This window comes from Citrobacter sp. Cpo030 (assembly GCF_030333005.1).
Classification (GTDB): domain Bacteria; phylum Pseudomonadota; class Gammaproteobacteria; order Enterobacterales; family Enterobacteriaceae; genus Citrobacter; species Citrobacter portucalensis.
Genome location: NZ_JAOWGT010000075.1, coordinates 395,100 through 416,106 on the forward strand (window position 1 = coordinate 395,100; position 21,007 = coordinate 416,106).

Below are 21,007 nucleotides of genomic sequence, written 5' to 3' on the forward strand. Positions count from 1 at the left end.
CAGTATTGAGAAACATTATGCCCTGCAAAATTTTGACGCCGGACGTCACGAGCATTGACGCCTTACTACACGATCACCACGCCGTGCTGGCCAGGTCTGCGGGTGGCGCCGTAGCCGTATTCGCTAACAATGCACCAGCGTTTTACGCGGTGACGCCTGCGAGACTGGCTGAGCTGTTGGCGCTTGAGGAGAAACTGTCACGCCCGGGAAGCGATGTGACATTGGATGATCAATTTTATGAAGATCCGCAAGCCGCTCCCGTTGCCGTGCCAATGGGGAAATTTGCAATGTACGCTGCCTGGCAGCCTGATGCCGACTTTCAGCGTCAGGCCGCTTTATGGGGCGTAGCGTTGCGAGAGCCGGTCACCGCTGAAGAACTGGCCTCATTTGTTGCCTACTGGCAGGCTGAAGGCAAAGTCTTTCACCATATTCAGTGGCAGCAAAAACTGGCGCGCAGCATTCAGATTGGACGGGCCAGCAATGGCGGAATGCCAAAGCGCGATGTGAACAGCGTCAGTGAACCTGACAGCCACATTCCACCGGGTTTTAGAGGATAACGATGAAAAACGTTGGCGACCTGATGAAACGTCTGCAAAAAATGATGCCACCTAATGTCGAACCCGCCTTTAAAACGGGCGAGGAACTGCTGGCATGGCAAAAAGAACAAGGTGAAATTCGTGCCGCAGCGCTGGCCCGCGAAAACCGGGCCATGAAAATGCAGCGCACATTCAACCGTTCCGGTATCCGTCCGCTGCATCAGAACTGCTCGTTCGAAAACTATCGGGTAGAGTGCGAAGGTCAGATGAACGCCCTGAGCAAAGCCCGCCAGTATGTTGAAGAGTTTGACGGCAACATCGCCAGCTTTATCTTCTCCGGCAAACCCGGCACCGGCAAAAACCATTTAGCCGCCGCCATCTGCAACGAACTGCTGCTGCGCGGTAAGTCAGTGTTGATCATTACCGTGGCCGATATAATGTCGGCGATGAAAGAAACGTTCAGTAATCGTGAAACCAGCGAAGAACAGCTGCTCAACGATCTGAGCAATGTGGATCTGCTGGTGATCGACGAGATCGGCATGCAGACCGAATCCCGCTATGAAAAAGTGATCATTAACCAGATTGTCGATCGCCGTTCGTCCTCAAAACGTCCGACCGGTATGTTAACTAACAGCAATATGGATGAAATGAACAAGCTGCTCGGCGAGCGCGTGATGGATCGTATGCGCCTTGGCAACAGCCTGTGGGTCATTTTTAACTGGGAAAGCTACCGTAGTCGGGTCACCGGTAAAGAGTATTAACGTATTAGGACCACTCCTAAGACCGCCAGCGCTATACTGCGCTGAAAAGGCATAACACGAGTTGCATATAATGATGAAAACTACCAAACGTCTGCTGTGCTGTGCGCTTGCCGCCAGCACGCTCATCTCTACCAGCGTTTTCGCCGCCTCCTGGCAGGATTCGCTCTCCAGCGCGGCCAGTGAGCTGAGCAAACAAAGCTCCGGCTCGCAAAGCAGCTCGTCGCTCTCTTCCCTGACCAGCCTGCTGAATGGCAGCAATCAGTCGTTGACCTCCAGCAGCATGAATAACGCCGCCGGGATCCTGGAATATTGCGCGAAACAGAAGCTGGCCTCGGTCACCGACACGCAAAACGTCAAAAACCAGGTGCTGGATAAACTAGGGCTCAGTGCTCCTGAGCAGAAGCAAGACACCAACTATATGGACGGTATTCAGGGTCTGCTCAACGCCAAAGATGGTCAACAGCTGGATCTGAACACAATTGGCAACAGCTCGCTGGCGAAGCAGGTAAAAACCAAGGCCTGCGATCTGGTGTTAAAACAGGGTATGAACTTCATTTCCTGACGCACGACATGCCGCGTATAACCTGCGCGGCATCTATATATTTTCGACAATACATTCACATTCCAAATAAACAGTAGTTCCCCACAAAAACGCGCATAACTAAACCAATTCTGAATAACAACGTAATTTAATGTCACTACAATTGCAGCAATGTAACAACGCTATTACATTGTTCTCTCACCAAATGATTAGCCTGCCAGGCAATTGCCCGGTTTACTGAGGATCGACCGTTGTCAGAATTAATCTCCATCACTCTGTTTCTCGCTTCAGTGCTGATTTATGCCTGGAAAGCGGGTCGCAACACCTGGTGGTTTGCCGCCACGTTAACGGTGCTGGGGATTTTTATTGTCTTGAATATCACGCTGTACGCCAGTGACTATTTCACCGGCGACGGGATCAATGACGCGGTTCTGTACACGCTGACCAACAGCCTGACCGGTGTAGGTATCGGCAAATATATCCTGCCGGGCGTTGGGATCGCGCTGGCGCTGACGACCGTTTTTGTCGCTCTCGGCTGGATCCTACGCCGCCGTCGCCATCATCCACATCATGTGGGTTACAGTCTGCTGGCCCTGCTGCTGGCGCTGGCCTCCGTTGACGCCAGCCCAGCGTTTCACCAGATAACCGAACTGGTGAAGTCGCAGTCGCGCGATGGCGATCCTGATTTCCCGACGTATTATAAAGAGCCATCGAAAACCATTCCCAACCCGAAGCTGAACCTGGTGTATATCTACGGTGAGAGCCTCGAACGCACCTATTTTAATAACGACACGTTCCCGGATCTGACCCCGGAACTCGGTGCGTTGAAAAATGAAGGTCTGGATTTCAGCAACACCATGCAGCTGCCGGGTACGGATTACACCATCGCTGGCATGGTCGCCTCCCAGTGCGGTATTCCGCTGTTTGCGCCGTTTGAAGGCAACGCCTCGGCATCAGTTTCCAGCTTCTTCCCCAACAATGTCTGTCTGGGCGATATCCTGAAAAACTCCGGCTATCAAAACTACTTTGTGCAGGGTGCCAACCTGCGCTTTGCTGGCAAAGACGTGTTTCTGAAATCTCACGGCTTTGATCATCTGTACGGTGCAGAAGAGTTAAAAAGCGTAGTGGCGGACCCGACCTATCGTAACGACTGGGGCTTCTACGACGATACCGTGCTGGACGAAGCGTGGAAAAAATTCGAAGAGCTTTCGCGCTCGGGCCAGCGTTTTTCACTGTTTACCCTGACCGTGGATACCCATCATCCGGATGGATTTATCTCACGTAGCTGCAACCGTAAACGTTATGACATCGACGGAAAAGCCAACCAGTCGTTCAGCGCGGTCAGCTGCAGCCAGGAAAACATTGCCGAATTTATCAATAAAATCAAAGCATCGCCGTGGTTTAAAGATACCGTTATCGTGGTATCTTCCGATCATCTGGCGATGAACAACACCGCGTGGAAGTATCTGAACAAGCAGGATCGCAACAACCTGTTCTTCGTACTGCGCGGCGACCAACCGCAACAGGACACGCTGGCGGTAAAGCGTAACACGATGGATAACGGCGCAACGGTACTGGATATTCTCGGCGGTGATAACTTTATCGGCCTTGGCCGCAGCAGCTTGTCGAGCGAATCCGTGTCGGAAGTGTTCCTGAACATCAAAGAAAAAATGCTGGCGTGGAAGCCCGATATCATTCGCCTGTGGAATTTCCCGAAAGAGATGAAAGAGTTCACCGTCGACCAGGACAAAAATATGATCTCTTTCTCCGGCAGCCATTTCCGTCTGCCGCTGCTGCTGCGCGTCTCGGACAAACGCGTTGAGCCGTTGCCGGAAAGCGAATACTCGGCTCCACTGCGCTTCCAGCTGGCGGATTTCGCCCCGCGCGATAACTTCGTCTGGGTCGATCGCTGCTACAAAATGGCACAACTGTGGGCGCCAGAGCTGGCGCTCTCTACCGACTGGTGCGTATCGCAGGGGCAGCTGGGCGGACAGCAAATCGTACAGCACGTCGATAAAGCTAAGTGGAAAAGTAAAACCGTATTTAAAGACACGGTGATCGACATGGAGCGCTATAAAGGTAATGTCGATACGCTGAAAATTGTCGATAACGACATTCGCTACAAAGCAGATAGCTTCGTTTTCAACGTGGCGGGTGCGCCGGAAGAGGTCAAACAGTTTAGCGGCATATCACGCCCCGAATCCTGGGGACGCTGGTCTAATGCGCAACTCAGCGAAGAAGTAACGATTGAGTACAAAGCTCCGCTACCGAAGAAATTCGATCTGGTCATCACCGCGAAAGCTTTCGGCGACAATGCCAATCGCCCTATTCCCGTGCGCGTTGGCAACGAGGAACAGACGCTGGTGTTAGGCCATGACGTCACCACCACCACCTTACATTTCGATAACCCGGCGGATGCCGATACGCTGGTAATTGTTCCACCCGATCCGGTCGCCACCAACGAGGGTAATATTCTCGGTCACTCACCGCGTAAGCTGGGGGTCGGGATGGTTGAAATCAAAGTAGTGGCTCAGGGTTCGTAACATGAAAGGCCTGATAGCGCTTTGCTTATCAGGCCTATCGTGAACCAAATGTATTGTCTGAAAAAAAACAGCGCCCAACACCACACCGGGCGCTGCATGGCAACCTTATTCCAGACCGTTCACCGTCTGGCGCATACCCTGCACCAGAATCATCTCCAGATTGGCCGTGACCTGCCCGGCAAGGCCAGGTAACAACGTCAAATCCTCTCCCCAGTGCGCCGCATCGCCAAGCACGGCATCCACCAGTTCACGCAGCGTTAAATCATTGCCAACTCGCGGCCACAGGCTGGCATAGAGGCTTACCCACTGCTCATCATCCTGTATTGGATAGCGTTCCCCGTCGCGTTCTGCACGATAAAACGCCAGCAGCGCAGCGAGGGCAAACGTTAACCGCACGGGCCAGCGCCCATTGTGCTGACCCGCCAGCAGCTGCGGCAAAATTCGGGTGCGGAATTTGGTCATCCCATTAAGCGCAATGGAAAGCAACTGGTGGCGAATGTAGGGGTTCTGAAAACGCCCGCTCACCGCGTCGGCAAATTCACGCAATTCGTCCGCCGGGAGATCCAACACCGGAATAATCTCCTCACTAATCGCTCGTTCGACAAAGCGGCGGACATCAGCATCCTGCATCGCCTCACCAACGGTCTCCAGCCCGCACAGCCACGCGACCGGCACCAGAGCCGTATGCGCACCATTGAGGATAGCGACCTTGCGCTCTTTGTACGGTTTGATATCGCTCACCACCCGGATATTCAGCGGACACTGCGCCAGCTTCAGCTCCTCTGCCAGCCACTGCGGCCCCTGGATCACAAACAGGTAAAAATGCTCCGCGGTATCGAGAAACGCATCGTGATAGCCTAGCGTAGCCTCCAGCGCAGCGGCTTCTTCACGCGGATAGCCGGTGACAATACGGTCGACCAGCGTGGAACAGAACGTGTTTGCCGTCTCCACCCAGTCGGCAAATGCCGGAGGAAGTTGCCACTCCTGCGCATACCGCAGCACCAGCGTTTTGAGCGCCTCACCGTTATAGTCGATAAGCTCGCACGGGATAATTACCCAGCCCTTATCCACCGCGCCCGCAAAGTGGTTAAAGCGCTCCAACAGCAGGCGTGTCAGCTTGGCCGGAAAACTCACCGGCGGCGCGTCATCCACACGGTCCGCTGCGTGATAGCTAATTCCGGCTTCGGTGGTATTCGAAAACACAAAACGGATGTCCGCATTGTGCGCCAGCGCCAGATACGCCGCGAAATCCTGATACGGGTTGATTTCGTTATTCACCGAACGGATAAGCCGTGCCTCACTCACTGCCTCACCCTGCTCGTTTAGCCCGCGAATAAGCGTGGTATACAGCCCGTCCTGGGTATTCAGCGACGGCGGAAAATCGGTATTGATCGGGCGAACGATGGTCACGCCAGCGTTCAGATCGGTTTGCTCGTTGAGGATATCCAGTTGCCAGTCAACAAACGCCCGCAGGAAGTTTCCTTCACCAAACTGGATCACGCGCGTTGGGTAGCTGGCCCCCGGAAAATCACGTCGATTCAATGTCTTCATCGCATTTCCCCTCTCAGAACGTGATCACGCCTTTAATCAGCTCACGGTTGTTAATCACATCCCGTTCGTAGATTTCTGCCAGTGTGGCAAACGCGTAACGGTGCGTGAGCATCATGTCGGCGGTCAGTTTGCCTTCCGACATCAAACGGCCCACTTTGGCGAAATCTTCCGGCGTGGCGTTGCGACTGCCCATCATGGTGGTCTCTTTCTTGTGGAACTCAGGGTCAGAGAACTGCAAATCGCCTTTGAACAGCCCAACGAAAACGATGCTGCCGCCATGACGAATCAAATTCACCGTGTTGTTCATCGCATGCTGATTCCCCGTGGCATCAATAACCTTTTGCGCCAGCGAACCGCCAAACTGGTCACGCAGTTGCGCATCAAAATCTTCAGCGGATGGGTCGATAACCGGGAGTCCCAACCGGGAAGACACGTGCTCCCGGCGTGCTGGACTGGTATCGGCGACCACCACCTGTGCGCCATCGGCTTTGGCAATCGCTGCCGCCCCCAGACCAATCGGACCCGCGCCGACCACCAGCACCTGCTCACCCGGAGCCACCGCCGCCCGGCGTACCGCATGCGCGCTGATGGCATAAGGCTCAATCAGTGCCGCCGCCTGTGGGTCAATCCCCTGCGCATCCAGCAGGTTGGTCACCGGAACAGAAAGATATTCACTGAAACCGCCATCCTGGTGCACGCCAATCACTGAAATCTTCTCGCAGCAGTTAGTGCGCCCGCTCAGACATGCCGGACACTGCTGGCAGGCCACGTAAGGAATAACCGCCACCTGCTGACCATTTTTCAGATTCTGTATATTCTTACCCAGACCGACAATTTCCCCACATATTTCATGACCTAATACACGCGGGTAGCTGAAAAAAGGCTGATTGCCACCCCAGGCGTGAATATCGGTACCACAAATCCCTACCGACTTAATTTTAATTAATGCTTCACCCTCACCCGGAATAGGTATTTCGCGCTCTTTCCAGACTAATTTTTTAGGTTCCTGGCAAATCAACGTATTCATCGTAGACATGATTCTGCTCTCCTGTTTTTTTGTTGCCTCAGATATCAACGAAAATAAAAAAGACGGAGAAAGCAGAAACACAATCTGTGAATCTCAGCGCATAAAAATGTTTTAAATCGGGTTTTAATAGATAAAAAGGAGAAGCCATGAGCCGTTCGCAGAACTTACGCCACAATGTGATTAACCAGATAATCGATGATATGGCGCGTGGTCATATCCCTTCCCCACTCCCCTCACAAAGCGCACTGGCGGAGATGTACAACATCAGCCGCACCACCGTGCGCCATATGCTGAGCCACTTAGGCGAGTGCGGCGTTCTGACCCAGGTCGGCAGTCACTATGTCATCGTGCGAAAACCCGACCATGACGACGGTTTTGCCTGTACCACCGCCTCCATGACCGAGCAAAACCGGATTTTTGAACAGGCGTTTTTCACCATGATTAACCAGCGTCAGCTGCGCGCAGGCGAGAGCTTCTCCGAACTGCAGCTTGCCAGAGCCGCAGCCGTCAGCCCGGTGGTAGTGCGGGAATATCTTTTAAAATTCGAACGTTACAACCTGATCAAAAACGAAAAACGCGGTCAGTGGAGCATGAAGCAGTTCGATCAGGCCTATGCGGAACAGCTGTTTGAACTCAGAGAGATGCTGGAAACCCATTCTCTGCAGCATTTCCTCAATCTGCCGGACGATGACCCGCGTTGGTTGCAGGCTAAAACGTTGCTGGAGCGCCACCGGATCCTGCGCGACAGCATTGGCAGCAGCTTTCGCATGTTCTCTCAGTTAGATCGTGAGTTCCATGCTTTGCTACTCTCTGCTGCCGATAATGTATTTTTTAATCAATCACTTGAAATCATCTCCGTGATTTTCCACTTCCACTATCAGTGGGATGAGAGCGACCTCAAGCAGCGTAACATCATTGCCATTGATGAGCATATGACCATCCTCAGCGCGCTAATATGTCGCAGCGACCTGGATGCCACTCTGGCGCTCTGTAACCATTTGAATTCCGCCAAACAATCGATGATTCGCTCCATCAACCAGGATCGTACCGTCGCGCATTAAGTACCGATAAAAAACAGCAAATCATTACCGGGAGCACGATTTTATAAAAATAAAAACGCCTGAAAAATACCTCTTGCCTATGCTCACACTAAGTCGACTGCATTAAAAACTTTTGTGAGCGGTGATGAGCAAATTGATTCATCACTGGTATTTTTTCAATACTGCACAGTCCTGCTGTGTGAAAAATAAATTATTGAGGTTCAGGAGTCCGGCATGGAAAAAAATAATATTACCCTCGACCCAAGTTCTTCGTTTGGCACGTCGTCATCTGCGGATATTAATGTTCCGCCTGAAGGCATGGTGCAACGCAGTAGCCGAATAAAACGTATTCAGACCACAGCAATGATTTTATTATTTTTGGCTGCGGTAATTAATTATCTCGACCGCAGCTCGCTGTCGGTCGCCAACTTAACGATTCGTGAAGAACTAGGGCTGAGCGCCACGCAAATCGGTGTGTTGTTGTCGGTATTTTCTCTCGCTTACGGTATCGCGCAACTGCCCTGCGGTCCGCTGCTGGATCGCAAAGGTCCGCGCATTATGCTGGGGCTGGGGATGTTCTTCTGGTCGCTGTTTCAGGCACTATCCGGCATGGTGCACAGCTTCACCCAGTTTGTGTTGGTGCGTATCGGGATGGGGATCGGCGAAGCGCCAATGAACCCGTGCGGCGTAAAGGTCATCAACGACTGGTTTAACATCAAAGAGCGCGGCCGCCCGATGGGATTATTCAACGCCGCCTCCACCATCGGGGTTGCCATTAGCCCGCCGATTCTGGCTGCCATGATGCTGGTAATGGGCTGGCGCTGGATGTTCATCACCATTGGCGTGCTGGGTATTTTCCTCGCCATCGGCTGGTACATGCTGTATCGCAACCGCGAGCAAATTGAGCTGAGCGCCACGGAACAAGCGTACCTGAACGCTGGCAGCGTCAATGCCCGCCGCGATCCGCTGAGCTTTGCCGAATGGCGCAGCCTGTTCCGCAACCGTACCATGTGGGGCATGATGCTGGGCTTTAGCGGCATCAACTATACCGCATGGCTATACCTGGCCTGGCTGCCGGGCTACCTGCAAACCTCCTACAACCTGGATTTAAAAAGCACCGGATTAATGGCGGCGATCCCGTTCCTGTTTGGCGCAGCCGGCATGCTAATTAACGGTTTTGTCACCGACTGGCTGGTGAAAGGCGGTATGGCGCCGATTAAGAGCCGTAAGATTTGTATTATCGCCGGGATGTTCTGCTCCGCAGCCTTCACCTTCGTCGTGCCGCAGGCCACAACGTCAATGGCCGCCGTGTTACTGATCGGTATGGCGCTGTTCTGTATCCACTTCGCAGGTACCTCGTGCTGGGGTCTGATCCACGTCGCCGTCGCCTCACGTATGACCGCTTCCGTGGGCAGTATCCAGAACTTTGCCAGCTTTATCTGCGCGTCGTTTGCGCCGATCGTCACCGGGTTTATTGTTGATACCACCAACTCTTTCCGCCTGGCGCTTATCATCTGCGGCTGCGTCACCATGGTGGGCGCCCTCGCCTACATCTTCCTGGTTCGCCAACCCATTAGCGATCCGCGTAAAGATTAATCCTCCAGATGCCCGATAACACCGTGCTTATCGGGCATGTTATGCTCCTCATATGAACATCACCTTGCGCGCCACTACTCTGGCAGACACTGCCGCTCTTCCCGCCATCGAACGATCTGCGGGGCAACGTTTTTTACTCATCCCCGAACTGGCGTGGATTGCTGAAGACCAGATTTTATCGGCTGCTCAGCATCAGGCTTTTGCCGCCGCAGGCATGAGCTGGCTGGCGCAGGTCGATGCGCTTCCGGTCGGTTTTTTGGTTGCCGAAACGCTGGGGTCATCGCTGTTTATTGCTGAACTGTCGCTGCATCTGGAGTGGCAGGGAAAAGGAATTGGCCGCAGATTGATTGAGTATGTTGCCGGACAGGCGCGCGAGAAAGGTTATACGTCGCTCACGCTGACCACCTTCCGCGATGTGCCGTGGAATGCGCCATGGTACGCGCGACTGGGATTTGAAATACTGGCTGACGAGACGCTGCCTGCAAAGTTGCGCCAGAAAAGAGAAGAGGAAGCAGCGCATGGACTGGCATTTGAATCGCGCTGCGCCATGCACCTGATGTTGCGCTAATTGCCCGATGGCGGCTACGCCTTATCGGGCCTACGTAACATTTCCGGCAACCACGTAACTTTCCTGTAGGCCGGATAAGCGACAGCGCCATCCGGCATCACAGGCTTAGAACGTTTCCCAGTTATCCCCGGCATCCGTTACCGCGGCTTTGCGCGGCTGGACCGTTGAAACCGGTTTTGCTGTCGCAACATCGCGAGCACGCTGTTGGTCATGCTGAATACGGAACACGGCAACGGCCTGAGTCAGGCGGCTGGCCTGCTCTTCCAGCGCCGCAGCGGCGGCGGCGGATTCTTCCACCAGCGAGGCGTTCTGCTGCGTCACGCGATCCATCTCGGCAACGGCCAGACCAACCTGGTCAATACCGCGGCTCTGTTCATCAGAAGCAGAGGCGATTTCACCCATGATATCGGTCACGCGGGTTACCGCATTAACGATCTCATCCATGGTTTCACCGGCGCTTTCAACAAGCGTTGAACCAACATCCACGCGGCTGACCGAGTCTTCAATCAGGCTCTTAATCTCGCGCGCGGCCTGCGCACTACGCTGGGCCAGGTTACGCACTTCACCCGCAACCACCGCAAATCCACGGCCCTGCTCGCCTGCACGTGCTGCTTCTACCGCGGCGTTGAGTGCCAGAATGTTAGTCTGGAAGGCAATGCCGTCGATGACGCTGATAATGTCGGCGATTTTCTGCGAACTGGACGCGATGTCACGCATGGTTTGCACCACGTTATCCACCACTTTGCCGCCTTTCTGCGCGGTTTCAGAAGCACTCAGCGCCAGATGGCTGGCCTGACGCGCGTTTTCGGCGTTCTGCTTAACGGTCGCCGTCAGTTGTTCCATGCTGGCCGCAGTTTCTTCCAGGGAAGCCGCCTGCTGCTCGGTACGGGAGGAGAGATCGTTGTTGCCCATCGCAATCTCGCTGGCACCGCTGTAAATCGCGTTGGCACCGTTACGCACGTCACCCACGGTATTCATCAGCTCACCCTGCATGTGACGCAGGCTTTCCGCCAGTTGCCCAATCTCGTTGGACCCTTCCACTTCAATACGTTTCACCAGGTCACCGCTGGCGATATGACGAATGCTGTCGATCAGACGGTTCATTGGGGAGATAAGGGTCAGCTTGATACCAAACCACACCGCAATAATCGCCGCCAGTACGGTAATCAGCACGCAGATCAGCACCCACATCGCCTGGCTGTAAGAGCTGTTGTTATCTTCCACCGCGATGTCATACAGGCGATCATTCTGCTGCATGTAACTCATGTACTGCTTCTCAAAGCCATCCTGATAGCTCTGCGTCGGTTGATCAAAGAATGCGTTGATCTTCCCGTCACCCAGTAACTGGATCAGCTCCGCCAGCGCACCGTGATAGATGTCATAGGTGCGGTTGATCTCCTGGAAAGCGGCTTCGCTTTGGCGCGGATCGCGCGGGAGCGACTCGTAAATCGCCCAGTTTTTTTCCGTCAGCTTCAGCGCCGTACTCGCCACCTGCATCAGCTCGGCAACGGTCGCGCCGCTACCGATATTGCTCTGATCCATCATGTAGCGAATGCCTGCCCGGTTCAGGGTGTTACGCGTTTGCAGCAGCTCAACCCAGGTGGCGTTCAGCGCAGACTGTTGCTGGCGAATGGTTTGCAGAACGGTAAAGTTCTCTTTGTCATTCTTAAGTGAGTTAAAAAACAAGCCGCCCGAGGCGAGCTGTAAAAGGCCAAATAGCGCCAATACCAGCAGTAAGCTGGTAACAATCTTCATTCGTTTTAACATGTTTTCTCTTTCCGCTAGACAGATACTCTGGTTTTCGGCCTGGAAAGAGAAAACTTTATGGTGCCAGCAATTGCCACAGAATTATCGTTTTCACATTAAATACCGTTCCCTATGACAAATTACGCAAAAAATTAGTCGTTCCATTACGTCTTAGGTGTAGGATTCCGGTTTTTGAAGGAAAGGATGCTTCTATGTTAAATCGCGATTTTGATCACCTATCCACCCTCGCACACCACTTTTTTGAACGTGAAGATATTCGCCAAAAGCTCAATATCATCGATCAGTACAACATCTCCGGTTGGGAAGTCTGGATGCAGATAGAATTTGCCAATCTGCTGGCTTCGACGGGTCATGAATGGTGGCGTGAACAAACTCTTGCTTGCGATCTCCGGAAAAATCCACAGCGTTTGTCAGTGCGTGCAGATTTCTTGTTGCGGAAAAAAGGCTGGACGCAAGATAGCTACATTGCGCTTGAACTCAAACAGAACCAGGATCCGACAAGCTGCGTCAGAAATATGATTGCTGATTTGGTTAAAAGCGCAAAAATCAAACGTTCGGAATTAGAGCTGCGTAGCTTCTGGACGCTGGGGGTAACGCCCCGCATAGATAAAGAGCGTCTCGATGAACTCATTGACTACTATCTGGATGAAAAATATTACCTGACTAAATCACGTAAGAAACATGTGTTGCTCAGAGACATCGAACATACGCCTTACTGTTATATCGTAATCTGAGTCTCTCAGTGAGGTGCTTTGTCAGTGAGAAAACACGGCATGTAGACAGGCAAACGCTATAATGCCGTGATCTCAATCACATAAATTTCCCCGTTCCCCCCGCAGTTTACCGCTCACTGACACTTGGGACCGCTTAAGCTGACATACAACCGCTCACTTATTTACCTTACTTTACGCGCGTAATTCTCTGGCAAGATCCCCCCAACATAGCAGTCAATTTACCTCCTCAAACACAAGATCAAACCCACGCGGCTTCGGCCAATTATTAATTAGATACCAGGTTTTACTATGGATACGAAAAAGATATTCAAGCACATACCCTGGGTGATTCTCGGAATCATCGGTGCATTCTGCCTCTCGGTAGTGGCATTACGTCGGGGTGAACACATTAGTGCCCTGTGGATCGTGGTCGCCTCAGTTTCTGTTTATCTGGTGGCCTATCGTTACTACAGCCTGTACATCGCCCAAAAGGTGATGAAACTTGACCCAACGCGTGCCACGCCGGCGGTCATCAACAATGACGGTCTGAACTACGTTCCAACTAACCGTAACGTCTTGTTTGGTCACCACTTTGCCGCTATCGCAGGTGCAGGTCCGCTGGTTGGGCCGGTACTGGCCGCGCAGATGGGCTACCTGCCCGGTACGCTGTGGCTGCTGGCAGGCGTCGTGCTGGCCGGTGCGGTACAGGACTTCATGGTGCTGTTTATCTCTTCCCGCCGTAACGGCGCATCTCTGGGTGAGATGATCAAAGAAGAGATGGGCCCGATCCCGGGAACCATTGCGCTGTTCGGCTGCTTCTTAATCATGATCATCATCCTCGCAGTACTGGCGTTGATCGTAGTGAAAGCGCTGGCAGAAAGCCCGTGGGGTGTGTTCACCGTCTGCTCAACCGTACCTATCGCGTTGTTCATGGGGATCTACATGCGATTCCTGCGTCCGGGGCGTGTGGGCGAAGTGTCGGTGATTGGTATTGTGCTGCTGGTTGCTTCTATCTATTTCGGCGGCGTGATTGCGCATGACCCGTATTGGGGCCCGGCGCTGACCTTTAAAGACACCACCATTACCTTTACCCTGATCGGCTACGCATTTATCTCTGCGCTGCTGCCGGTATGGCTGATCCTCGCCCCGCGCGACTATCTGGCTACCTTCCTGAAAATCGGCGTTATCGTCGGTCTGGCGGTGGGGATTGTTATCCTCAACCCGGAACTGAAAATGCCAGCGATGACCCAGTACGTTGATGGTACCGGTCCGCTGTGGAAAGGCGCTCTGTTCCCGTTCCTGTTCATCACCATCGCGTGTGGTGCGGTATCTGGCTTCCACGCGCTGATTGCTTCCGGTACCACACCGAAGCTGCTGGCCTGTGAAACCGATGCGCGCTTTATCGGTTACGGCGCGATGCTGATGGAATCCTTCGTCGCAATTATGGCGCTGGTTGCCGCGTCTATCATCGAACCAGGTCTGTACTTCGCGATGAACACCCCGCCTGCGGGCCTTGGCATCACCATGCCGAACCTGCATGAAATGAGCGGCGAAAACGCACCGCTGATTATGGCGCAGTTGAAAGACGTCACCGCACATGCGGCAGCGACCGTCAGCTCCTGGGGCTTCGTCATTTCGCCTGAGCAGATCCTGCAAACCGCGAAAGACATCGGTGAACCGTCCGTTCTGAACCGAGCAGGTGGCGCACCGACGCTGGCCGTTGGTATCGCTCACGTATTCCACAAAGTGCTGCCGATGGCTGATATGGGCTTCTGGTACCACTTCGGTATTCTTTTTGAAGCGCTGTTCATCCTGACCGCACTGGATGCCGGTACCCGTTCTGGCCGCTTTATGCTGCAGGATTTACTGGGTAACTTCGTGCCGTTCCTGAAGAAAACCGATTCTCTGGTTGCGGGTATCATCGGTACTGCGGGCTGCGTAGGCCTGTGGGGTTACCTGCTGTATCAAGGCGTTGTTGACCCGCTGGGCGGCGTTAAGAGCCTGTGGCCGCTGTTCGGTATCTCTAACCAGATGCTGGCTGCCGTGGCACTGGTTCTCGGCACCGTGGTACTGGTTAAAATGCAGCGCACCAAATACATCTGGGTTACCGTTGTTCCGGCAGTATGGCTGCTTATCTGCACCACATGGGCGCTGGGTCTGAAACTGTTCAGCACCAACCCGCAGATGGAAGGCTTCTTCTTCATGGCGAATCAGTACAAAGAGAAGATTGCTAACGGCGGCGAACTGACCGCTCAGCAGATTGCCAACATGAACCACATCGTCGTCAACAACTACACCAACGCAGGTCTGAGTATTCTGTTCCTGGTGGTGGTGTACAGCATCATTTTCTACGGGTTCCGTACCTGGCAGAAAGCCCGCGCCATCGACGGTCGCTCTGATAAAGAGACGCCGTATGTACCGGTGCCGGAAGGCGGCGTGAAGACCTCTTCACACCACTAACCTGAAGCCGGGTGGCGCACTGCGCTCCCGGCCTACAAAGTAAAGTTAACGTAGGCCGGATCAGGCGCAAGCCGCCATCCGGCTTTATTCATTAACAGGGCGTTACATGTTTGGTACTTTAGGTCAGGCAAAAAAATATCTCGGTCAGGCGGCGAAGATGCTGATTGGCATTCCGGACTACGACAACTACGTCGAGCACATGAAGACCAACCATCCCGATAAGCCGTACATGACCTACGAAGAATTCTTCCGCGAGCGCCAGGAAGCCCGCTACGGTAGCGGCGGAAGCAGTTGCTGTTAGAAGGAGAAGTGAATGACCCCGATTGCAGTTACCCTACTCACCGGTTTTCTTGGCGCGGGTAAAACCACCCTGCTGCGCCATATTCTCAACGAGCAGCACGGTTACAAGATTGCCGTTATCGAAAACGAATTCGGCGAAGTCTCGGTGGACGATCAGCTGATTGGCGATCGCGCTACGCAGATCAAAACCCTGACCAACGGCTGCATTTGCTGTACCCGCTCCAGTGAGCTGGAAGACGCACTGTTAGACCTGCTCGATAACCTCGACAAAGGCGCCATCAATTTCGACCGTCTGGTGATCGAATGCACCGGCATGGCCGATCCCGGCCCGATCATCCAGACCTTTTTCTCCCATGAAGTGATTTGCGAACGCTACCTGCTGGACGGCGTAATTGCGCTGGTTGACGCGGTACATGCCGACGAGCAGATGAACCAGTTCACCATCGCCCAGTCGCAGGTCGGCTACGCCGACCGGATCCTGCTGACCAAAACCGACGTCGCGGGTGAAAGCGAAAAACTGCGTGAGCGCCTGTCGCGCATCAACGCCCGTGCGCCGATTTACACCGTGACACATGGCGATATCGACCTCGCGCAATTGTTCGACACCAACGGTTTTATGCTGGAAGAGAACGTGGTCAGCGCCAAACCGCGCTTCCACTTTATCGCCGACAAGCAAAACGATATCTCCTCGATCGTCGTCGAGCTGGATTACCCGGTAAACATCAGCGACGTGTCGCGAGTGATGGAAAACCTGCTGCTGGAATCCGCCGAGAAGCTGCTGCGCTATAAAGGCATGCTGTGGATTGAAGGCGAGCCGAACCGCCTGCTGTTCCAGGGCGTGCAGCGCTTGTACAGCGCCGACTGGGACCGCCCGTGGGGTGACGAGCAACCGCACAGCCAACTGGTGTTTATCGGTATTAATCTGCCGGAAGACGAGATCCGAGCCGCGTTTGCGGGATTGAAGAAGTAACCCCCTGCTGAATTGCCCGGTGGCGCTACGCTTACCGGGCCTGGAAATTCCACTTTCCCGTAGGCCGGATAAGGCGCAGCCGCCATTCGGCACTCACTGCCCACTCACTCAGTAATCACAAACCTCGTCGCGGCAAAGCAGTTCAACACCCGATGCACCAGAAATACCATGGTGAGCGTTGCCACCAACGCGACGGTGACGGAGGTGATACGGTACAAATCGCTGAATACCAGGTCCTGATCCGGGTGCAGGTTCTGGCCAAACATAATGCCGATGGTGGTGATGCTGGCAAACCCCACGCCTGCACCGACTTTTTCCATTACGTGCAGACGGGCGCTAAACGCCAGCCCAAGGCCAATCAGCGGCATCATCAGCAACATGTGGTTGCTGAAATCATAGATAAGCAGCTGCACCAGCAGAATGTACAGACAGGCCAGCACCACGCCGACCACGCGCCAGATCGAGCTAACCACCGCACCGCGGTAGTGCATCGGAAACAGGATCAAAATGCCTGCCATCAGCGCCGACAGCGAATCACTCAAATCGCAGATCTGGAAGACCACAAAAATCATCGTTGCCACCGTACCGGAAAGCAGCGACTCGTGGCGAACCCGGGCGGCATCTTTCTCAATGCGCGGCGGCGGTAGGCGAGGTTCCACGTCCGGGATCAGATAATGCAGCAGCGCGCTCAGCGCCACCGCCATGACGCAGGCTTCCATATTGGAGAACATCAGCGTATGCCAGTTGGTGGTGGGATAACTCATAAAGTTGAGCATCGTGCTCTGGCACACCACGCCCATCGAACCGAGCAGAAACAGTGGGCCTTTGCTCATAAAACGAAAGCGCATCACGTACAGGCCGAACACCACCAGCGTCATGATCAGCGGCCACTGCGAGAGATAACCGACAATCAGCACCATTTCAACGCAATTTACCGCCGCGCTGAACACAAACTGTGTTGCCACATGGCGGTTGAATACTGGCACCAGCGACAGCAGCATCAGCGGATAAACCACAAAAAACACGCCGTACTGCACGTTGTAGAAGGTCGAGATACTCAGCGCGATTGTCCCGGCAACGGAGATACGCAGGGTCTGGCGAAAATCATTGGCGGTGTAGACAATGTTACCGTGCGGCGTAAAGACGTGGGCCAGCGTGTTAATAGACATAATGCAGCCAGCTAACGAGATGGATCTGCGCTCCGGCAAAGGTGCGGGCGAACATCCCCTCGCTGTTATACAGCTGTACCGTGGCGCGCGCCCCGGTCGGTAACGCCGTGTCGAGCGGTTCGTTTAGCGCGACGTGAATACGCATACGCTGGGCATCGCGCACCCAGCGGGTAGACTGTTCCGGTTGCGACAACTGGCCGTTAACCAGCTCCTGACCCGCCAGAATACCGGCATCGCTGCTGGTGACGCGGGCAGAGAAGACCTTGCCCGGCATGGCATCGAACACCACGGCGGCATCGGTATTTACCCGAGTGTGGCGCAGGCTTTTCTCGCGAAAGTCGGCCACGATATCGGTCTGATGGCTGACCAGCGCCAGTAGCGGCGTGGCGGCGGTGGCGTAAAGTCCGGGGCTAAGCTGGAGGTTACTCACCGTACCGTCGGTCTGGGCATATACTTTGCTCCAGCCGAGGTTCAGTTGCGCCTCTTCCAGCGCGTTACGGTATTTTTGCAGCGTCACGTTACGCTTGTCATCGCGCTCGCCGCGCTGGATCAGCAGGTTCTGAATACTGGCATTCAGCGCCGCCACCGACTGCTCGCTGGTCTGCCAGGCGGTACGCACCTTGTCGAGATCGGATTGCGATACGTTCTGCATGGCGCTCAGGCGCTGATAGCGATCAAGGGTGGTCTTATCGTTATGGGCGTTGAATTGCGCGGTGCGCAGGTTGGCGCGCGCGGAAGCTATCTGCGCATCCAGCTGTTGATTGCTCAGCTTCGCCTGCTCAAGGGCGATTTGCGCAGCCTCGACCTTATTGATAAACGGCGTCGGATCCAGTTCGTACAGCAAATCGCCCTTCTTCACCTGGCTATTATTGTGTACATGCACCTGCGAGACGTAGCCGGAAACGCGTGAGGAAACGGGCGTTACCACGCGCATCACCGTGGAGTCCGGCGTCAGCGGGATCCAGATATCGGCAACGATAAACCAGGCGAATATTACCAGGAAAGCGGCAATACTCACCCTTACCCAACGGGCAAATTTTTGTTCTGGGGTCATCATAGTTTTTTAGATCTTGTTATCTTCTTCGCGGATTGTCCGCAGATTGCAGGCGATTTGATTGAGCGTGGCGCTGAAGGAAGCGAGTTCCGCCTCAGGGATGGTGCAGGTGACGCGATGTTGGTATGTCTCTATCACCCGGTTGAGTTCGTCCAGCCTTGCGCGGCCTTGCGCGGTCAGCGTTAGCAGGCGGATGCGTTTGTCATAAGGCGATGTGGAACGCAGCAGATAGCCCTGCTTTTCCAGCTGCGAGAGGGTGCGCATCAGCGGCGGCAGTTCGATGCCCTGCATTTGTGCCAGTTCACTGACTGAGACGTTGTCTCCCAGTTGATACAGTTGCATCAGTACCGTCCAGCTGGACTGCGTCAGGCCTGTATCGGTGATGGCAGCATCAATAATGGCCCGCCACTGGCGCACCACCATTGCCATGCGCATCCCCATTGGTCGGCGGGCAAACAGTTCATCTTCAGTCATCTTATTTTCCCCTCATCGCTGAAAAGAAAATAATACTTATCAGGATAAGTATCAAGAAACGGACTAACCAGAAGCATAAATTGATAAATATTGTGAATGTAAAAGAGGCTGGGGCGATAACCCCCAGCCTCTGTCGATGAAAGAAAATCACTCCACCTGATCGCGTCGCAGCCCGACGTCCCGCAACCGCTCATCACTCATCTGTTGCAATACGCGCCGCGTTTGCGCTCGCAGCCGCCACGCCTTGTATGCCCGCCAGATCAGTACAAACCCAATAAACGGCTGTTTTGCTTTATTCTCGTGAAATTCCATACCTTGCCTCCCCGCCTTGCCAGAGGCTTTATCTTCACGGATCTGGCCTAAAACAATACAGACTCACAAAGTACTTTTATTTAACATACAGATTGGTTAAAAAGAGTTCTGCATCGCTTTTTTCACACCAATCTGTACTGATTTTTTAATCTGTATGGTACCCATGAGGGATACAGCATGACGCGTTACCAACATCTGGCCAATCTGCTGGCCGAACGCATTGAGCAAGGGCTGTATCGCCATGGCGAAAAACTGCCCTCGGTTCGCAGCCTGAGCCAGGAGCATGGGGTCAGCATCAGCACCGTCCAGCAGGCGTATCAGACGCTGGAACAGCGCCAGCTGATCACGCCCCAACCACGTTCCGGTTATTTTGTCGCGCCACAAAAAGCGCAGCCACCCGTGCCACCGATGTCGCGTCCGGTACAGCGTCCGGTCGAAATAACACAGTGGGATCAGGTGCTGGATATGCTAAAGGGCAACGCGGACAAATCGATAATCCCGTTTAGCAGCGGCGTGCCCGATATTAATCAACCCAGCCTGAAGCCGCTGTGGCGCGAGCTCAGCCGCGTGGCACAGCATAATCTGCGCGCGATACTGGGCTACGATGAAATATCCGGATGCCGTGAACTGCGTCAGCAGATTGCACGGCTGATGCTGGACGGCGGTTCAGTGGTCAATGCAGACGATATTGTGATCACCAGCGGCAGTCAGAGCGGAATGTCGCTGGCGCTGCTGACGGTCTGCCAGCCCGGAGATATTGTCGCCGTTGAATCACCGGCCTACTACGGCACGATGCAGCTACTGCGCGGCTTAGGGATCAAGGTGATTGAGATCCCAACCGATCCGGATACCGGGATCAGCATTGAAGCGCTGGAGCTGGCGCTGGATCAGTGGCCGATCAAAGGTATGCTGCTGGTTCCAAACTGCAACAATCCGCTCGGATTTATTATGCCGGATGCTCGTAAACGGGCGGTGCTCGCCCTCGCCCAACGGCACGATATTGTGATTTTTGAAGACGATGTGTATGGCGAACTGGCCACAGAGTATCCCCGCCCGCGCACGATCCACTCCTGGGACAGCGACGGTCGGGTAATACTCTGCAGTTCGTTTACCAAATCCGTCGCCCCCGGTCTGCGTGTGGGTTGGGTGGTGCCCGGTCGCTATTACAACAAACTGCTGCACATGAAGTACGCCGTCATTGGAACTAACGTTCCCGCTACGCAACTGGCAGCGGCTTCCTTTGTGCGCGAAGGTCATTATCATCGGCATATCCGGCGTATGCGCCAGATTTATCAGCGCAATATGGAAATCTACACCTGCTGGGTACGGGAATACTTTCCCTGCGGGATCTGCATCACCCGACCAAAAGGCGGCTTTATGCTGTGGGTCGAGCTACCGCTCCAGGTCGATATGGTCTGTGTCGCTAAGCAGCTTTGTCGCCTGAAAATCCAGGTTGCGCCGGGTTCGCTGTTCTCCGCATCGGGGAAGTATCGCAACTGTGTGCGCATCAACTGCGCGTTGCCGCCAAACGAGAAGCATCGGGAAGTAATGCAGAAGCTCGGCGAGGCGGTAAAAACGGCAATAGAGTAAACCGGACCACCCGGTGCTCCCGTGCAGGCGATTGC

Annotated in this window: 19 protein-coding genes; 12 read left to right on the forward strand and 7 right to left on the reverse strand. The window is 54.1% G+C overall.

The window, feature by feature from the left end:
• The first annotated feature begins 17 nt into the window (after positions 1–17).
• The 4 genes from dnaT (at position 18) to opgB (ending at position 4,381) form a co-directional block, all read left to right on the forward strand.
• Complete coding sequence (gene dnaT / locus OGY37_RS23120) at positions 18–557, forward strand: primosomal protein DnaT (protein WP_149281667.1); 540 nt, start codon at positions 18–20, stop codon at positions 555–557.
• A 2-nt stretch (positions 558–559) separates the two neighbouring features.
• The gene (gene dnaC, locus OGY37_RS23125) at positions 560–1,297 is read left to right on the forward strand and encodes a replicative helicase loader DnaC (protein ID WP_003019133.1); all 738 of its coding nucleotides are present in this window, start codon (positions 560–562) and stop codon (positions 1,295–1,297) included.
• A gap of 70 nt (positions 1,298–1,367) precedes the next feature.
• Positions 1,368–1,859 carry a YjjA family protein gene (locus tag OGY37_RS23130; protein WP_003830016.1) on the forward strand — a complete coding sequence of 164 codons (492 nt, stop codon included), beginning with the start codon at positions 1,368–1,370 and terminating at the stop codon, positions 1,857–1,859.
• 230 nt (positions 1,860–2,089) lie between these two features.
• A complete protein-coding gene (gene opgB / locus OGY37_RS23135; RefSeq protein ID WP_286621989.1) occupies positions 2,090–4,381 on the forward strand; it encodes a phosphatidylglycerol--membrane-oligosaccharide glycerophosphotransferase in 2,292 nt (763 codons plus the stop codon).
• A gap of 105 nt (positions 4,382–4,486) precedes the next feature.
• On the opposite strand, the gene OGY37_RS23140 is transcribed toward opgB, so the two are convergent.
• Complete coding sequence (locus OGY37_RS23140) at positions 4,487–5,932, reverse strand: tagaturonate reductase (protein WP_198579532.1); 1,446 nt, start codon at positions 5,930–5,932, stop codon at positions 4,487–4,489.
• A gap of 13 nt (positions 5,933–5,945) precedes the next feature.
• Positions 5,946–6,968, reverse strand: coding sequence for a zinc-binding alcohol dehydrogenase family protein (locus tag OGY37_RS23145; protein WP_079937173.1), 1,023 nt, complete (start codon positions 6,966–6,968; stop codon positions 5,946–5,948).
• Between the two features lie 137 nt (positions 6,969–7,105).
• Here OGY37_RS23145 and OGY37_RS23150 point away from each other — a divergent pair, with 137 nt between their 5' ends.
• From OGY37_RS23150 to OGY37_RS23160, 3 genes are all read left to right on the forward strand, one after another.
• On the forward strand, positions 7,106–8,020 hold the full coding sequence (locus tag OGY37_RS23150; protein ID WP_286621992.1) for a GntR family transcriptional regulator: 915 nt from the start codon (positions 7,106–7,108) through the stop codon (positions 8,018–8,020).
• 213 nt (positions 8,021–8,233) lie between these two features.
• Positions 8,234–9,595: an MFS transporter gene (locus OGY37_RS23155; protein ID WP_286621994.1), complete on the forward strand. Its 1,362-nt coding sequence runs from the start codon at positions 8,234–8,236 to the stop codon at positions 9,593–9,595.
• 52 nt (positions 9,596–9,647) lie between these two features.
• Complete coding sequence (locus OGY37_RS23160) at positions 9,648–10,163, forward strand: GNAT family N-acetyltransferase (protein ID WP_286621996.1); 516 nt, start codon at positions 9,648–9,650, stop codon at positions 10,161–10,163.
• Positions 10,164–10,268: 105 nt separating this feature from the next.
• On the opposite strand, the gene tsr is transcribed toward OGY37_RS23160, so the two are convergent.
• Positions 10,269–11,930: a methyl-accepting chemotaxis protein gene (gene tsr / locus OGY37_RS23165; protein WP_063941063.1), complete on the reverse strand. Its 1,662-nt coding sequence runs from the start codon at positions 11,928–11,930 to the stop codon at positions 10,269–10,271.
• A 191-nt stretch (positions 11,931–12,121) separates the two neighbouring features.
• On the opposite strand from tsr, the gene OGY37_RS23170 reads away from it, so the two are divergent.
• The 4 genes from OGY37_RS23170 to yjiA all read left to right on the forward strand — a co-directional run bounded on the left by OGY37_RS23170 (position 12,122) and on the right by yjiA (position 16,373).
• Entirely contained in the window at positions 12,122–12,664 is a 543-nt protein-coding gene (locus tag OGY37_RS23170; RefSeq protein WP_003830032.1) for a hypothetical protein, read from the forward strand.
• A gap of 288 nt (positions 12,665–12,952) precedes the next feature.
• Positions 12,953–15,103 (forward strand): pyruvate/proton symporter BtsT, encoded by a 2,151-nt coding sequence (gene btsT / locus OGY37_RS23175; protein WP_048219778.1) that lies wholly within the window; start codon positions 12,953–12,955, stop codon positions 15,101–15,103.
• Positions 15,104–15,209: 106 nt separating this feature from the next.
• Complete coding sequence (locus OGY37_RS23180) at positions 15,210–15,404, forward strand: YbdD/YjiX family protein (protein ID WP_003830038.1); 195 nt, start codon at positions 15,210–15,212, stop codon at positions 15,402–15,404.
• 12 nt (positions 15,405–15,416) lie between these two features.
• Positions 15,417–16,373 (forward strand): GTPase, encoded by a 957-nt coding sequence (gene yjiA, locus OGY37_RS23185; protein ID WP_003830040.1) that lies wholly within the window; start codon positions 15,417–15,419, stop codon positions 16,371–16,373.
• A 104-nt stretch (positions 16,374–16,477) separates the two neighbouring features.
• On the opposite strand, the gene OGY37_RS23190 is transcribed toward yjiA, so the two are convergent.
• From OGY37_RS23190 to OGY37_RS23205, 4 genes are all read right to left on the reverse strand, one after another.
• Positions 16,478–17,542 carry a DUF2955 domain-containing protein gene (locus tag OGY37_RS23190; protein ID WP_286621997.1) on the reverse strand — a complete coding sequence of 355 codons (1,065 nt, stop codon included), beginning with the start codon at positions 17,540–17,542 and terminating at the stop codon, positions 16,478–16,480.
• Positions 17,532–18,599 carry an HlyD family secretion protein gene (locus OGY37_RS23195; protein ID WP_286621999.1) on the reverse strand — a complete coding sequence of 356 codons (1,068 nt, stop codon included), beginning with the start codon at positions 18,597–18,599 and terminating at the stop codon, positions 17,532–17,534. Before OGY37_RS23195 ends, OGY37_RS23190 begins: the two co-directional genes overlap by 11 nt.
• Before the next feature lie 6 nt (positions 18,600–18,605).
• Positions 18,606–19,070, reverse strand: a complete 465-nt coding sequence (locus tag OGY37_RS23200; RefSeq protein ID WP_191215195.1) for a MarR family winged helix-turn-helix transcriptional regulator — start codon at positions 19,068–19,070, stop codon at positions 18,606–18,608.
• A gap of 147 nt (positions 19,071–19,217) precedes the next feature.
• Positions 19,218–19,382, reverse strand: a complete 165-nt coding sequence (locus OGY37_RS23205) for a DUF1127 domain-containing protein (RefSeq protein ID WP_008786105.1) — start codon at positions 19,380–19,382, stop codon at positions 19,218–19,220.
• Positions 19,383–19,559: 177 nt separating this feature from the next.
• Between OGY37_RS23205 and OGY37_RS23210 the strand changes: the two genes are divergently transcribed.
• Positions 19,560–20,972, forward strand: coding sequence for an aminotransferase-like domain-containing protein (locus OGY37_RS23210; RefSeq protein WP_286622002.1), 1,413 nt, complete (start codon positions 19,560–19,562; stop codon positions 20,970–20,972).
• Positions 20,973–21,007: the final 35 nt, after the last annotated feature.